Source organism: Pseudomonas mandelii (genome assembly GCF_900106065.1).
Lineage (GTDB): Bacteria > Pseudomonadota > Gammaproteobacteria > Pseudomonadales > Pseudomonadaceae > Aquipseudomonas > Aquipseudomonas mandelii.
Genome location: NZ_LT629796.1, coordinates 2,971,248 through 2,986,072, shown reverse-complemented (window position 1 = coordinate 2,986,072; position 14,825 = coordinate 2,971,248). Strand labels below are relative to the sequence as shown.

At 60.9% G+C, this 14,825-nt stretch carries 11 protein-coding genes; 1 reads left to right on the top strand and 10 read right to left on the bottom strand.

Annotated elements, in window-relative coordinates; all coding sequences use genetic code 11:
* The first annotated feature begins 69 nt into the window (after window positions 1-69).
* Complete coding sequence (gene estP, locus BLU63_RS13565; protein ID WP_077747321.1) at window positions 70-1,980, top strand: esterase EstP; 1,911 nt, start codon at window positions 70-72, stop codon at window positions 1,978-1,980.
* Window positions 1,981-2,164: 184 nt separating this feature from the next.
* Here the strand turns inward: estP and trpE are convergent, their stop codons facing one another.
* The 10 genes from trpE to BLU63_RS13515 form a co-directional block, all read right to left on the bottom strand.
* Window positions 2,165-3,646, bottom strand: a complete 1,482-nt coding sequence (gene trpE, locus BLU63_RS13560) for an anthranilate synthase component I (protein WP_010467190.1) — start codon at window positions 3,644-3,646, stop codon at window positions 2,165-2,167.
* A gap of 71 nt (window positions 3,647-3,717) precedes the next feature.
* On the bottom strand, window positions 3,718-4,536 hold the full coding sequence (locus BLU63_RS13555; RefSeq protein ID WP_077747320.1) for a phosphoglycolate phosphatase: 819 nt from the start codon (window positions 4,534-4,536) through the stop codon (window positions 3,718-3,720).
* Window positions 4,533-5,207, bottom strand: coding sequence for a ribulose-phosphate 3-epimerase (rpe, locus tag BLU63_RS13550; protein WP_008035979.1), 675 nt, complete (start codon window positions 5,205-5,207; stop codon window positions 4,533-4,535). The genes BLU63_RS13555 and rpe overlap by 4 nt, the downstream gene beginning before the upstream one ends.
* Window positions 5,208-5,287: 80 nt before the next feature.
* On the bottom strand, window positions 5,288-6,436 hold the full coding sequence (locus BLU63_RS13545; protein WP_083375644.1) for an iron-containing alcohol dehydrogenase: 1,149 nt from the start codon (window positions 6,434-6,436) through the stop codon (window positions 5,288-5,290).
* Between the two features lie 219 nt (window positions 6,437-6,655).
* Entirely contained in the window at window positions 6,656-7,480 is an 825-nt protein-coding gene (locus BLU63_RS13540) for an ABC transporter permease (protein WP_010467184.1), read from the bottom strand.
* Window positions 7,481-7,492: 12 nt separating this feature from the next.
* Window positions 7,493-8,740 (bottom strand): ABC transporter permease, encoded by a 1,248-nt coding sequence (locus BLU63_RS13535; RefSeq protein ID WP_083375643.1) that lies wholly within the window; start codon window positions 8,738-8,740, stop codon window positions 7,493-7,495.
* Between the two features lie 281 nt (window positions 8,741-9,021).
* Complete coding sequence (locus BLU63_RS13530) at window positions 9,022-10,065, bottom strand: ABC transporter substrate-binding protein (RefSeq protein WP_010467181.1); 1,044 nt, start codon at window positions 10,063-10,065, stop codon at window positions 9,022-9,024.
* A gap of 48 nt (window positions 10,066-10,113) precedes the next feature.
* Entirely contained in the window at window positions 10,114-11,238 is a 1,125-nt protein-coding gene (locus tag BLU63_RS13525) for an ABC transporter ATP-binding protein (protein WP_010467179.1), read from the bottom strand.
* Window positions 11,239-11,583: 345 nt separating this feature from the next.
* Window positions 11,584-12,225 carry a response regulator gene (locus BLU63_RS13520; protein ID WP_154501908.1) on the bottom strand — a complete coding sequence of 214 codons (642 nt, stop codon included), beginning with the start codon at window positions 12,223-12,225 and terminating at the stop codon, window positions 11,584-11,586.
* A 146-nt stretch (window positions 12,226-12,371) separates the two neighbouring features.
* A complete protein-coding gene (locus BLU63_RS13515) occupies window positions 12,372-14,768 on the bottom strand; it encodes a PAS domain-containing sensor histidine kinase (protein ID WP_077747318.1) in 2,397 nt (798 codons plus the stop codon).
* Window positions 14,769-14,825: the final 57 nt, after the last annotated feature.

The following is a 14,825-nucleotide window of genomic DNA, read 5'->3' as shown; positions in this document are numbered from 1 at the left end:
TGGCAAAAGGCCGGAAGTTTTTGGTACTGTCGTTTCGTTCACTACAACAATAAATAAACGGACTTGCTCATGATCAAACAGACGTTGTTTGTACCGCTCGCAGGATGCTTGCTCGCCGCGGCCTGCGCCCAGGCGATCGCCGCGCCTAACCCTTACTCCAATTTCGTCGTCTTCGGCGACAGTCTCAACGATGCCGGGACCTTTGCCGACACGGGCGGGCCTGCCGGCTCGACCCAGCGCTATACCAACCGCACGGGGCCGGTTTACCTGGATGGCAACGGTGAAGTCCGCTCGCTCAACTCCACGCAGATCCTGGGGGGGAAACTGGGGTTCTCGGCGGATCAGACCGCCTCATCGTCCTCGGCGGTACGTGCCAGCAATGGCCAGCCCGATGGCAACAACTGGGCCGTCGGCGGTTATCGTACCGACCAGATTCTCGACTCGATCACCAGCACCTCCGCCACGGGTGATCGCACCCGGGCAGGTTACCTGCCGTCGAACAATTTCCGCGCCGACCCGAATGCGCTGTATTACATTTCGGGCGGTGGTAATGACTTCCTTCAGGGGCGCGTGACCAGCCTGCCCCAGGCCAGCGCTGCCGCCGATCGTCTGGTCAGCAGCGTGCAAACCCTGCAACAGGCCGGTGCTCGCTACATCATGGTCTGGTTGCTGCCGGACATCGGCTTTACCCCGGCCTTCAACGGCACCCCGTTGCAAGCGTTCACATCCCAGCTCAGTTCTCAGTTCAACACCGAACTGGTGAGCCAGCTGCAAAACGTCAATGCCAACGTCATCCCGCTCAACATTCCGGTGCTGCTCAAAGAGACGTTTTCCAACCCGGCGCAGTTCGGCCTGGCCACCGACCAGAACCTGAGCGCCACCTGTTTCAGCGGTAGCAGCTGTACCGAAAACGCCCGTTACGGCATCAACAGTGCGACGCCGGACCCGACCAAGCTGATCTACAACGACTCGGTGCACCCGACCGAAGCCGGGCAGCGTCTGATTGCCGATTACGCTTACTCGCTGCTGGCCGCGCCGTGGGAAGCCACCCTGTTGCCACAAATGGCCCAGGGTACGCTGCGCTCTCATCAGGATGAGTTGCGCAACCAATGGCTGGCCGATTGGGAAAACTGGCAAGGCGTGGGCCAATGGCGAGCGATTGTCGCCGGCGGCGGCCAGCACCAGGATTTCGACAGCCAGCGCAGTGGTGCCAGTGCTGACGGCAATGGCGCCAACCTCAACATCGGTGGCAGCTACCGGCTGAATGACGCGTGGCGTGTAGGTTTGGCGGCGGGCTTCTACAACCAGAAGCTCGAAGCCGGCGACAACGATTCGGACTACAAGCTCAATACCTACATGGGCACGGCGTTCGCCCAGTACCAGCAGAATCGCTGGTGGGGTGACGCGGCCGTGACGGCCGGGCATCTGGATTACGACAGCCTCAAACGTAAATTCCAGCTGGGGGTCAATGAACGCGGGGAGAAAGGCGATACCGACGGCTATCTGGTGGCTTTCAGCGGTCGCGTGGGGTACGACATCGCGCCGATGGCGAGCAGCCCGTGGCACTTGTCGCCATTCGTGAGCGCTGATTTCGCCAAAGTTGAAGTCGACGGTTACTCGGAGAATGGCGCCGACTCCACTGCGCTGACATTCGACGACCAATCGCGCATTTCCCGGCGTCTCGGCCTTGGCCTCCAGGGTAAGTACCAGATCACCTCACAGACCCAGGTCTTCGGCGAACTGGCTCACGAGCGTGAGTACAACGACGATACCCAGAATGTGACCATGAACCTCAACAGCCTGCCGAACAACCGCTACACCCTGGCCGGCTATACCCCACAGACCAACCTGAACCGCCTGAACCTGGGCGTGAGCCACAACCTCACCAAGGACCTGGCTTTGCGGGCGAGTTATGACATTCGCAAGGATGATGACTTTACCCAGCAAGGCATTAACGTAGGCGTTGCGCTGGACTTCTAAACATCAGGCAAAAAAAACGCGGCGCCCTCACAGACGCCGCGTTTTTTTATGCTGAACACTTATTGTGGCGAGCGATCTTGCTCGCGCTCGGCTGCGAAGCATTCGTCGATTGGGCCTGCTTCGCAGGCCAACGGGAGCAAGCTCCCTCGCCACAAAGGCTCACTCCCACAGATGTTGCGTGAACTCAGGCGTCCGGGGTTTGTTCGGCCAGGGCTACGGCGCGGAACATCGCGCGGCGCTTGTTCAGGGTTTCTTCCCATTCCAGCGCCGGCACCGAATCGGCGACGATGCCGCCGCCGGCCTGCACGTGCAGCTCGCCATCCTTGATCACGGCCGTGCGGATCGCAATGGCGGTGTCCATGTTGCCGTTCCAGGCGAAGTAGCCCACCGCCCCGCCGTAGACGCCACGCTTGACCGGCTCCAGTTCGTCGATGATTTCCATCGCCCGAATCTTCGGCGCGCCCGACAATGTGCCCGCCGGCAGAATCGCCCGCAGCGCGTCCATCGCCGTCAGCCCGGCTTTCAATTGGCCAGTGACGTTGGAGACGATGTGCATCACGTTGGAATAACGCTCGATGACCATCTTCTCGGTGAGCTTCACCGAACCGATTTCCGACACCCGACCGGTGTCGTTACGGCCCAGGTCGATCAGCATCAAGTGCTCAGCGATTTCCTTGTCGTCCGACAACAAGTCCTTTTCCAGCGCCAGATCGGCCTCTTCGTTAGCCCCGCGTGGGCGAGTGCCGGCAATCGGGCGCACGGTGATCAGGTTGTCTTCGACCCGCACCAGCACTTCCGGCGAACTGCCGACGACGTGGAAGTCGCCGAAGTTGAAGAAATACATATAAGGCGTCGGGTTGAAGCAACGCAGCGCCCGGTACAGATCGATCGGCGCAGCCTTGAAGTCGATCGACATGCGCTGGGACGGCACGACCTGCATGCAGTCACCGGCCAGGATGTATTCCTTGATGGTGTCGACGGCTTTTTCGTAATCGTCCTGGGTGAAACTCGAACGGAATACCGGGTCAGCCGACTGTTGCTTGCTGAAATCCAGGCCGCGGCGCGGGGTGATCGGCTGACGGAGTTTTTCCAGCAGCTCTTCCAGTCGCGCCTGGCCTTGCTCGAATGCATCGTCCTGCGACGGATCGGCCAGCACGATGGCGTGCATCTTCCCGGCGAGGTTGTCGAACACCACCACCGCGTCGGAGACCATCAGCAGAATGTCCGGCACGCCCAGCGGATCCGGGTTCGGGCATTTGCCCAGACGTTTCTCCACATAGCGCACGCAGTCGTAACCGAAGTAACCCACCAGACCGCCATTGAAGCGTGGCAGGCCGGGAATGGTTGGCACGTTGTAGCGGGCTTTGAATGCTTCAACGAAGGCCAGCGGATCTTCGGCTTCATGGCTTTCGATCTCGACGCCGTCGTGGGTCACGCTGACGTGATGATCATGAACCCGCAGCACGGTGCGGCACGGCAGGCCAATGATCGAATAACGGCCCCACTTCTCCCCGCCCTGCACCGATTCCAGCAGGTAGGAGTTTGGCTCGTCGGCCAGTTTCAGGTAGATCGACAGCGGCGTGTCGAAGTCGGCCAGGGTTTCGCAGGCCAACGGGATACGGTTATAGCCGGCAGCGGCCAAACGCAGGAATTCTTCGCGGATCATGGGGTAGCCTCGTGGCTTGAGGTGCTAACAGTCAGGTATGCAAACGCGCCGGAAAGCCGGCCAGAATCGAGTCAGGCGCGCCAACGCCAACGGGCCAGGGCCTTGATGACTTTCATCCAGAGTTTGCGAGTGACCACCACGATGGCGTTTCCAGAAGGGGATTGAGCAACGTCGGGCAACGTTATCTCAGCGGCTGGATCCAGGCAACCGGGAATTAGCTTGCGCAGATCGTCGATCACCAGCGCCGGCGACTCTTCCGAAATCGGCCGACCGTGGTTGTAGCCGTAGCTGAGGGCCACGCACTTGACCCCTGCCGCTTTCGCCGCCAGCACATCGCTGCGTGAGTCGCCGACAAACAGCGACTGCGAGGCCGGGATGTTGGCCATTTTCATCACGAAAAACAGCGCGGCCGGGTCAGGTTTCTTCTGCGGCAAGGTGTCGCCGCCGATGATCCATTTGAAGTAACGGCCGATTTTCATCTGATCCAGCAGTGGCGCGACGAAGCGCTCCGGCTTATTGGTGATCAGCGCCATTTCGACACCCTGCTTGTGCAGCCATTTCAGGGTGTCACGCACGCCGGGATAGACCACGGTCAGATCATGGCTCTCGCTGTAAGCCTCCATGAAGATATCCAGCGCGCCCTCGGCTTCGCCATCGTCGACCGCCGAATGGTCGATGCCGCCGGCCAGCGCACGGCGGACCAGCACCGGCGCGCCATTGCCGACCCATTCACGCACCGACTCGATGCCGGCGGGTTGACGCCCCAGTTTGAGCAGCATGTTATCCACGGCCACAGCGAGGTCCGGGACCGAATCGACCAGCGTGCCATCCAGATCGAACATCACCAGCCGTGGCAGACGCCCCGGAAACAGCTGCTCAAAGCCACTCATGGACGAGCCAACGCCAGTTCGGAACGCATCTTTTCAATCACCTCTTGGTAGTTCGGTGCATTGAAGATCGCCGAACCGGCGACGAAGGTGTCCGCGCCAGCCGCAGCGATTTCACGGATGTTGTTCACGTTGACGCCGCCGTCGATTTCCAGGCGGATGTCACGGCCGGAGGCATCGATCAGCGCGCGTGCTTCACGCAGCTTGTCGAGGGTGCCGGGAATGAACTTCTGCCCGCCGAAGCCCGGGTTGACGCTCATCAGCAGAATCATGTCGACCTTGTCCATCACGTACTTGAGTACGTCCAGCGGCGTCGCCGGGTTGAACACCAGGCCGGACTTGCAGCCGCCCTCGCGGATCAGTTGCAGGGAACGGTCGACGTGCTGCGTGGCTTCGGGGTGGAAGGTGATGTAGGTCGCGCCGGCCTCGATGAAGTCACCGACAATGCGGTCCACCGGACTGACCATCAGGTGCGCGTCAATCGGCGCGGTCACCCCGTATTTGCGCAGCGCGGCGCAAACCATCGGGCCGATGGTCAGGTTCGGTACGTAGTGGTTGTCCATGACATCGAAGTGCACGAAGTCGGCGCCGGCGGCCAGGACGTTGTCCACTTCTTCACCCAGGCGGGCGAAGTCGGCGGAGAGAATCGACGGAGCAATGACGAAGGGCTGCATGACGCACCTTTTTTGAGCAGAATCACGATGGCGCGCATTGTATACCTCATGCTTTGATGCGCGCGACGTGGCCGCGATGATCAGTACGCCGCTCGGTAAATCTTCTCGATATCGACGGCGCTCAGTTTGCGTGGATTGTTGCGCATCAGGCGCTCGATCCCCGCCGCTTCCACGGCCATGGCCGGGATCGCATCCTCGGGCACACCGAAACTGCGCAGCCCTGGCGGAATCTCTACCGCCGCGCACAATGCGGCCATTGCCTCCACGGCTTTGTCCGCTGCTTCGTTGGCGCTCAGATGGACAGTCCTCACCCCCATGGCTTCGGCAATATCCTGCATACGCTCGACGCAGGCCATCTTGTTCCACGTCATGACATACGGCAGCAGCAAGGCGTTGCTGACGCCATGAGCAATGTTGAAACGCCCGCCCAGCGGATACGCCAGCGCATGCACCGCACCGACCCCGGCATTACCGAAGGCCATGCCGGCCATCAGGCTGGCGGTGGCCATGTCTTCGCGGGCTTGCAGGTTGGACGGGTTGGCGTAGGCCTTGGGCAGCGCTTTGGCGATCAGCTTGATGGCGCCGATGGCCAGGGCATCGGTGATCGGCGAGGCGTTGACCGACAGGTAGGATTCGATGGCATGCACCAGCGCGTCGACACCGCTGGCGGCGGTGACGCTGCGTGGGCAGGTCAGGGTCATTTGCGGACTGACCAGCGCCACGTCCGGCAATAGATAGTCGCTGACAATGCCCTTCTTCAATTGCGCGACCTTGTCGGAGAGGATCGCCACATTGGTCACCTCCGACCCGGTGCCAGCCGTGGTCGGGATGGCGATCAGCGGCGGGCCTTTGCGCGGCACCTGATCCACACCAAACAGATCCTCCAGCGCACCGTGGTAACCGGCGTAGGCCGCGACGCTTTTGGCGATGTCGATGGCGCTGCCGCCGCCGAGGCCAATCAGACCGTCATGCCCGCCCTCGCGGTAAACCCGCATGCAGTCTTCGACGATGGCGATTTCCGGGTCTGGCAGCACACGGTCGAAAATTTCGTAGGATCGATCGCCCAACTGCGCCAGCGCCAGCTCGACCGTGCCGGACTTGACCAGCGCCGCGTCGGTGACGATCAGCGGGTTGTCGATATCCAGGCGGGTGAGTTCGGCGGCCAACTGCTCGATGGCACCTGCGCCGGTGATCAGTTTGTGAGCAATCTTGAAAGAGGAAAGACTCATCGTGCGCAGCCTCTTATAAATAGGGGAGCTGGGCACAATAGTAGCTGGGGATTGGGGTTTGTCTGCTATTCAGGTTGTGAATGACCCAACATCCCGAAACACCTTGAACTCCTGTGGGAGCGAGCCTGCTGGCGATAGCGGAGTATCAGTCGACATCAAGATTGAATGTCAGTCCGTCATCGCGAGCAGGCTCGCCCCCACAGGGGATGGTGTGTGGGTTTAGACCTGGGCAGTGCGCAGTTTTTCGCTGCGGCCACGCAGCCACTCGAGGGTCAGCAACAGGATCACCGAGAAGGCGATCAGCAGGGTTGCTGCAGCGGCAATCGTCGGGCTGAGGTTTTCGCGGATACCGCTGAACATCTGCCGAGGCAACGTCGCTTGTTCGGGACCGGCGAGGAACAGCGTCACCACCACTTCATCGAACGACGTCGCGAAGGCAAACAGCGCACCCGAGATCACACCCGGCGCAATCAGCGGCAACGTCACCCGGCGGAACGCCGTCAGCGGCGAAGCTCCCAGACTGGCAGCGGCGCGCACCAGGTTATGGTTGAACCCCTGCAAGGTCGCCGAAACAGTAATGATCACAAACGGCACGCCCAGCACCGCGTGCACCACGATCAGCGAGAAGAAGCTGTTGCCCAGGCCCAACGGCGCAAAGAACAGGTAGCTCGCCACACCGATGATCACTACCGGCACCACCATCGGCGAAATCACCAGGGCCATGACCAGCGCCTTGCCCGGGAAATCACCCCGAGTCAGGCCAATCGCCGCCAGCGTTCCGAAGATCATCGCCAGCACCGTCGCCGCCGGAGCGACGATGATGCTGTTCCTCAATGCCCGCATCCATTCCGCCGAGGCGAAGAAGTCCTGATACCAGTGCAGCGAGAAGCCTTGCAGCGGATAGACCAGGAAACTGCCCGAGTTGAACGACAGCGGAATGATCACCAGCACCGGCAGAATCAGGAACAACAGAATCAAGCCGCAGAGAATCCGCAAGCTGTAGAACCACACCCGCTCAATGGGCGACATATAAGGACTCAGCATTTCATTCTCCCCTTAGCTCAGGCGCAGGCGACTGGCGCCCACCAGCCAGCTGTAAATCAGATAAAGCACCACGGTCGCCAACAGCAGCAGCCCACCGAGTGCGGTCGCCATGCCCCAGTTGATGCTGGTGTTGGTGTAGAAGGCGACGAAGTAGCTGACCATCTGATCGTTCGGGCTGCCCAGCAACGCCGGGGTGATGTAGTAGCCGATGGCGAGGATGAACACCAACAGGCAACCGGCGCCGACACCGGCATAGGTCTGCGGGAAGTACACCCGCCAGAAACTGGCGAACGGGTGGCAGCCGAGGGAAATCGCGGCGCGCATGTAGGTCGGCGAAATGCCTTTCATCACGCTGTAGATCGGCAGAATCATGAACGGCAGCAGGATGTGCACCATGGAGATGTAAACGCCTGTGCGGTTGAACACCAACTCCAGGGGTTTATCGATGATGCCCAGCGCCATCAGGCCGCTGTTGATCAAGCCACCCGATTGCAGTAACACGATCCAAGCGGCCACCCGGACCAGGATCGAGGTCCAGAAAGGCAACAACACCAGAATCATCAGCAGATTACTTTGGCGTGACGGCAGGTTCGCCAGCAAGTAAGCCAAGGGATATGCCAGCAACAAGCAGATCACGGTGATGATCAGGCCCATCCAGAACGTGCGGGCGAAGATGTCGAGGTAGATCGCCTGGTCAGGCGTGGCCGGTGCGATTTCGCCGAGGTCGTCGATGCGATGATCGACAGCCGCCAGCAAATAGTACGGTGTGATGTTGCTGGTATTGCGGCGCACCGCTTGCCAATAGGCCGGGTCGCCCCAGCGTTCGTCGAGGCCTTCCAGCGCTTCTTTATAAGAGGCCGGTTCAGAGGCGAACGGCAAGGCGCGGGCGGTTTTGGTCAGCAGGCTGCGGTAGCCGGCCAACTCCATGTTCAAGCGCTTGGACAAGTCGCCCAGGGTCTGATTCTTGCGCGCTTCAGCGAGGTCTTCGCTGGCCGCTTTGTACACCGGCTCGGCGGGCAGGCCGCGGCCGTCCCAACTGGCGATGGCCGCCACAGTGCGCGGCATGCCGCCGACCACTTCTGGGTTACCAACGCTTTTGTAGAGCAGCGCCACGATCGGCACCAGGAACACCAGCAACAGAAACAGCACCAGGGGCGCGATCAAGGCCTGGGCCTTCCAGCGGTTGATCCGCTCGGCGTGCTTGAGCCGCTGCTTCAAGGTGGGGTCAGTGCCCGCGTTCAGGGGAATGGCGGTGGCCATGGCGTACTCCGGAAATCTTTGATCGTTGCAGAGGCAGGCAAGCCTCCTCTGTTCTTGATAACTACATATCACCCCTGTAGGAGCGAGGCTTGCCCGCGAAAACGTCGGCACATTCAACATTAATGCTGACTGACACGCCGCCTTCGCGGGCAAGCCTCGCTCCTACAGGGGACTGATCGTTCCCACGCTCTGCGTCACAGGGACGCGGAGCGTCCCGGGCGGCATTCCCACGCACAGCGTGGGAACGATCATCCGCAGAACCGTCGTCCTGTGTGACTTGCTTATTTGGCAGCCCAGGAATTGAAGCGCTGCTCCAGTTGCTCGCCGTTGTCAGCCCAGAAGCTGACGTCGATCTGCACCTGGTTGGCGATGTTTTCCGGGGTGGTCGGCATGTCTTTCAGGACATCCTTGGCCAACAACGGTACGGCTTGAATGTTGGCCGGGCCGTAAGCGATGTTTTCCGAGTAGGTCTTCTGCTGCTGCGGCGCCACCGAGAACGCGATGAATTTCTTCGCCGCTTCAGCGCGCTTGGCGTCCAGACCTTTCGGGATAGCCCATGCGTCGAAGTCGTAGATACCGCCGTTCCACACGACTTTCAGGTTGCTTTCTTTCTGCACGGCGGCGATCCGGCCGTTGTAGGCCGAGCTCATGACCACGTCACCGGACGCGAGGTATTGCGGCGGTTGTGCGCCGGCTTCCCACCACTGAATGCTTGGCTTGAGCTCATCGAGCTTCTTGAATGCGCGGTCCTGACCGTCTTTGCCAGCCAGCACTTTGTAGACGTCTTTCGGCGCAACGCCGTCGGCCATCAGCGCGAATTCCAGGGTGTACTTGGCGCCTTTACGCAGGCCGCGCTTGCCCGGGAATTTTTTGGTGTCCCAGAAATCCACCCAGCTGGTCGGTGCCGAGGCCAGTTTGTCGGCGTTGTAGGCCAACACGGTCGACCACACGAAGAAACCTACGCCGCAAGGCTGGATCGCGCCCTTGACGTAATCTTCGGATTTGCCGAACAGCGCAGGATCAAGTTGCTCGAACATGTCTTCGTCGCAACCGCGAGACAGTTCTGGCGACTCAACTTCCACCAGGTCCCAGGACACGCTCTTGGTGTCGACCATGGCTTTTACCTTGGCCATCTCACCGTTGTATTCGCCAGCCACGATCTTGCCGTTGCCTGCCGCTTCCCACGGTGCGTAGAAGGCCTTGACCTGCGCCGCCTTGTTCGCCCCGCCAAAGGACACCACGGTCAAATCCGGGCCCGCCGCCATCGCGTGTGCCGCACCGATCATGCCCATGACCAAAGCGGTGAATTTCAGGGATCTCAACATTTATTGTTCTCTCCACGTGCAGGGTTGGTGTTGGTGTAGCCGGGGCGATCAGTTCGCCTCTAGAAGGGGGTCGAGCGCGCGAACGTGTTCGACCTGCCAGCCAAGCGGTACCACGTCGCCGACAGCCAGCGCGGGATCGAGCTCGGCAATCGGTTGTTTCACGAAGAAGTCGGTCTTGCCGCAGACTTCCAGGCGAACCCGGACGTGGTCGCCCAGATAGATGAATTCCGCTACCCGCCCTGAGAAGCGGTTGACGCAGGATTCGCTGGAGCCGTTGAGGCTTACGCGTTCCGGGCGAATCGACAGCGTGACCGGTTCGCCGGTTTTGCCGACGTTGACCGCCAGGGCTTCAACCTTTTCACCGCGGCCGAGCTCGACGATGCAGCGGTCGCCGGTCTGGCTGTGCAAGCGGCCGTTGAGGCGGTTGTTCTCGCCGATGAAATTGGCGACGAAGGTGTTTTTCGGCTCTTCATAGAGGGTGCGCGGCGCGGCGATCTGCTGGATCTCGCCCTGATGGAACACTGCCACGCGGTCGGACATGGTCAGGGCTTCGCCCTGGTCGTGAGTCACGTAGACCACGGTCACGCCGAGGCGCTGGTGCAGGTGTTTGATTTCCATCTGCATGTGTTCACGCAGTTGTTTGTCCAGTGCGCCGAGGGGTTCGTCCATCAGCACCAGTTGCGGTTCGAACACCAATGCGCGGGCCAGGGCCACACGCTGTTGCTGACCGCCGGACAGTTGTGCCGGGTAGCGCTGGGCGAAGGCGTCGAGCTGAACCATGCTCAGCACACGCTTGACCCGGTCACTGACATCGCTCTTGTTCAAGCCGCGCACGGTCAGCGGGAACGCCAGGTTCTCGGCGACGGTCATGTGCGGGAACAACGCGTAGTTCTGGAACACCATGCCGATGTCCCGCTTGTGCGGCGGTACGTTGTTGATGGAGCGTCCGGCCAGCTGGATTTCGCCGGCGGTGGGTGTTTCGAAACCGGCGAGCATCATCAGGCTGGTGGTCTTGCCGGAGCCGGAAGGCCCGAGCAAGGTGAGGAACTCGCCTTTGCGAATCTCCAGGTTGAGGTCTTTGACGATCAGGTTCTCGCCGTCGTAGCTTTTTTGCACTCCACGAAAGCTGACCAGAATGTCACTGGCCCCTGCGTTTGAATCGACCTGGCTCATACCCACACCTTTTTTGTTGATGACTGCTGTGGACTAAGCCTAGTGGACGCTGCCGACCGCGCAAATCGGGGCGCAGGAGAGAATCGCCTCAGCGGGATGGAAGGTTGGGTGTAGGGATTGCCCTACAAGGATGACGCGTTTTGGCAAACGCAGCGGCAAGTGGTCAGCTAAGGGCTGCAAGGACGGGCAAAAGCAGGTTTGCGGTGTGTCGCAAATGGATATGACGACGAGATTCCTGTAGGAGCGAGGCTTGCCCGCGAAGGCGCCCGCGCTGGCGCTGGCGCTGGCGCTGGCGCTAAAAGCTTCGCGGGCAAGCCTCGCTCCTACAGGGGATCGCATTCAGATCTAGAGGAGTTTGTGTTCCATCGCGTACTTCACCAGTTCCGCCAGTGAGGTGATGTTGAGCTTTTGCATCAGCCGCGCCTTATGGGTGCTGATGGTTTTGCTGCTCAGGGCCAGTTGCTGGGCGATATCGTTAACGTTGGCGCCCTGGGCCAGGCGTTCGAACACCGAGAACTCACGCTCCGAGAGCAATGAGTGCAACGGCCGCGAATCGGTCAGGCCGACTTCGAAGACCATGCGGTCCGCCAGGTCCGGGTCAATGTAGCGACCGCCCGCCGCGACCTTGCGGATCGCTGTCAGCAACAGCGCCGGATCGCTGTCCTTGGTCGCATAACCCGCGGCGCCGACCTTTAATGCCCGGGCAGCCATTTGTGCCTCGTCGTGCATCGACAACACCAGGATGGCCGGCGGATTGTTCAACGCACGAATCCTTGGAATCGCTTCCAGGCCATTGACGCCAGGCATGGAGATGTCCAGCAACACCACTTCGCAGGGCACATGCCGCAAGGTTTCGAGCAACTGCTCGCCATTGCTCGCCTCCCCTACCACCAGCAAGTCCTTGGCCAGGCCAATCAACTGCTTGATGCCTTCACGGACGATGGTGTGGTCTTCGGCTACCAGTACACGGATCACAGTCTTCTCCATTCTTTTTATGTAAGAGCCAAGATCATTCTCGGGCAAGCTCGCTCCTAAAGTGGACTGCGGGGTATATCAGCTATCTGCGCACCTGCCCGAATCCCTGTGGGAGCGAGCCTGCTCGCGATGACGAAAGCAAAGTCACCACGAAGACTTCAACCCTCATCCACCGGCACTCGCACACTCAACGTGGTGCCCTCCCCCGGCTCACTCTCCAGCGACAACCGCCCGCCCATGATCAACACCCGCTCACGCATGCCGACCACACCGAAGGACGTTGCCCTGCCCGTGGCGGGGACAAATCCTACGCCATCATCGCTCACCGTCAGACACAACTCGTCACCTTCCAGCGTCAATGTCAGTTCGACAGTATGCGCCTGGGCATGCCGCATGACATTGGTCAGCGCTTCTTGAAGGATTCGGAACAGCCCAATGGCCTTGGCATCACTGAGCACCGGCAGGTTCTCCGGCACCTGCACCAGACATGGAATCTGCGTGCGCGCCTCGAAGCGCCGGGCCTGCCACTCGATCGCCGAGGCGATCCCGGCATCGAGAATCGGTGGTCGCAGCGCGGTCGCCACATCGCGCACCAGTTGGAACAGCTGCGCAATCAGGCGTTTCATGCTGTTCAAGCGCTCGTTCAGACCAGGGTCGAGCTGGGCGTAGGCCAATTCGCACATGGAGGTTTCCAGCTTCAGTACGGTGAGCATCTGACCCAGTTCATCGTGAACTTCCCGGGCGATGCGCGCTTTTTCCTCTTCCCGTACGCTCTCCAGGTGAGCCGACAGCTCACGCAGTTGCTCACGGGAACTGGCCAGTTCCAGCTCGATGCGCTTGCTCTCGCTGATGTCCCAGACAATCCCGTCCCAGACATAGGCGCCATCTTCGAGCCGACGAGTGATGGCCTTGATCTCGGCCCAGCGCTGCTCGCCCGAACGAGTAAGAATCCGCCCCTGCCACGACCAGTCACTGTCGGTGTCCAGCGCATGGTCCTGAGTCTGGTGATAGCTGGCCTTGTCGTCCGGGTGCACCAGGCTGCGCAGGCCTTTGTCACGGTGGGCCAGGGTCGCCGGCGAATAACCCGACAGGCTCTCGCTGCCTTCGCTGATGTAGGCAAAGTCGATCTGCCCTGTCACCGGCGCCCGCTCAAGGCGGAAGACCAATCCCGGAACGTTGGCCGCAATCCCCTGCAACCGCGCTTCGCTTTCCTGCAACGCCGCCAGGGCGCGACGACGTTCGGTGACGTCGTTGAGGTAGACCACCAGGTATTCACCACCACGAAAGCGCATAAAGCTCAACGAAACATCGGTCGGCAGGATGCTGCCATCCGCTCGCACACAGTTGGTTTCGAAACTTTGCGGCCCTTCTTCGCTGGCCCGGGCACGCTTCCACAGGTTCAGCCAGCGGTCCATGTGCAGGCCCGGCTCAAAGTCGATCAGCGGCCGATCCATGATGCCGCCGACCGGATACCCGAGCATGGTTTCGGCCGCGCGGTTGGCGTAGCGCACGTGGCTGTCCCAATTGACCCAGAGGATGCCGACGGTGCTCTGATCGATGGAAAATTGCGTGAGGCGCAACGCCTCTTCGCTGGCCTCGCGCAGGGCGATGTCCGCGCGCGCCTCCAATAGTCGCTGTTCCAGACTGTGTTGTTGGCGGCGCTGCCAGAACACGATGGCCATGCTGCTCAACATCAACACCGCCATCAACAGGCTGAGGTTTTGCCAGAAGCCCGGGGTCTCGGTCAGGCGCGGGTATTTGGGTTGCAGCCATTGGTTGTGCAGTTGCTCCAGGTCCTTGGCCGGGATCGCCCGCAGCGCGCTTTCGACGATGCCCGCCAGTTCCGGTTGGTCCCGCCGCGTGGCTACTCGCAGCAATTGCGGCAAGCCGATGTCACCCACCACGACCAGCCCGGCAAATTCGGGCTCGACGGACAGCCGCCCCAATTGCGCTTCATCGACCACGGCATAACCGGCCTGCTGACTCAGCAACAATTGCAATGCCTGGCGCTCGGTCGGTACGCCTTGCAGGTTCAGGTGGGGATAGTTGCCGCGCAGATAGTCAGCCGTCGCACTGGGCATGCGCACAGCGACGCGGGTTTGGCTGTCGAGTTTTTCCAGCTCCACGGCACCGGTGCTTTTCTGGTCACTGACCACCAGTTGCGGCACCCGCATGTAGGGGTCGGAGAATTGCCAGAACCGCAGGCCGGCGGGGGTTTGGGTCAGCCCGGGAGCGATGTCGATTTCACCCTCGCGCGCGGCGGCTTCCAGTTGCGTAAGGTCGGGGAAATTACGCCAGCTCAGCTCGACCTTGAGCACTTTGGCCAGCCATTTCATCAACTCGACGTTGACCCCCGACAGGCGCTGCAAGCGGCGATCGTATTGCGCGTAAGGCGCCTGCAGCACCAGCCCGACACGCAATTCTCCGTGCGCTGCCAGCCACTGTTGTTGCTGGAGCGACAAGGGCGCGACGTGCGTCGGTGGCGCGGAAGCCGCCCAACTCATCAAGGGAAACCACAAACAGCCGATAACCCACAGGCAGCGAAAACGCATCATCGAAGTCTCACACACTGACAAATACTGACCAACCCATTAGGCTGCCGGAATAACTTC

Bases quoted from the DNA above. Each gene is read 5' to 3' on its own strand.
- BLU63_RS13555 (WP_077747320.1), bottom strand. From the start codon at position 4,536: ATGAGTGGCTTTGAGCAGCTGTTTCCGGGGCGTCTGCCACGGCTGGTG.
- BLU63_RS13515 (WP_077747318.1), bottom strand. From the start codon at position 14,768: ATGATGCGTTTTCGCTGCCTGTGGGTTATCGGCTGTTTGTGGTTTCCC.
- BLU63_RS13535 (WP_083375643.1), bottom strand. From the start codon at position 8,740: ATGGCCACCGCCATTCCCCTGAACGCGGGCACTGACCCCACCTTGAAG.
- BLU63_RS13540 (WP_010467184.1), bottom strand. From the start codon at position 7,480: ATGCTGAGTCCTTATATGTCGCCCATTGAGCGGGTGTGGTTCTACAGC.
- trpE (WP_010467190.1), bottom strand. From the start codon at position 3,646: ATGATCCGCGAAGAATTCCTGCGTTTGGCCGCTGCCGGCTATAACCGT.
- estP (WP_077747321.1), top strand. From the start codon at position 70: ATGATCAAACAGACGTTGTTTGTACCGCTCGCAGGATGCTTGCTCGCC.
- BLU63_RS13545 (WP_083375644.1), bottom strand. From the start codon at position 6,436: ATGAGTCTTTCCTCTTTCAAGATTGCTCACAAACTGATCACCGGCGCA.
- BLU63_RS13525 (WP_010467179.1), bottom strand. From the start codon at position 11,238: ATGAGCCAGGTCGATTCAAACGCAGGGGCCAGTGACATTCTGGTCAGC.
- BLU63_RS13520 (WP_154501908.1), bottom strand. From the start codon at position 12,225: ATGGAGAAGACTGTGATCCGTGTACTGGTAGCCGAAGACCACACCATC.
- rpe (WP_008035979.1), bottom strand. From the start codon at position 5,207: ATGCAGCCCTTCGTCATTGCTCCGTCGATTCTCTCCGCCGACTTCGCC.
- BLU63_RS13530 (WP_010467181.1), bottom strand. From the start codon at position 10,065: ATGTTGAGATCCCTGAAATTCACCGCTTTGGTCATGGGCATGATCGGT.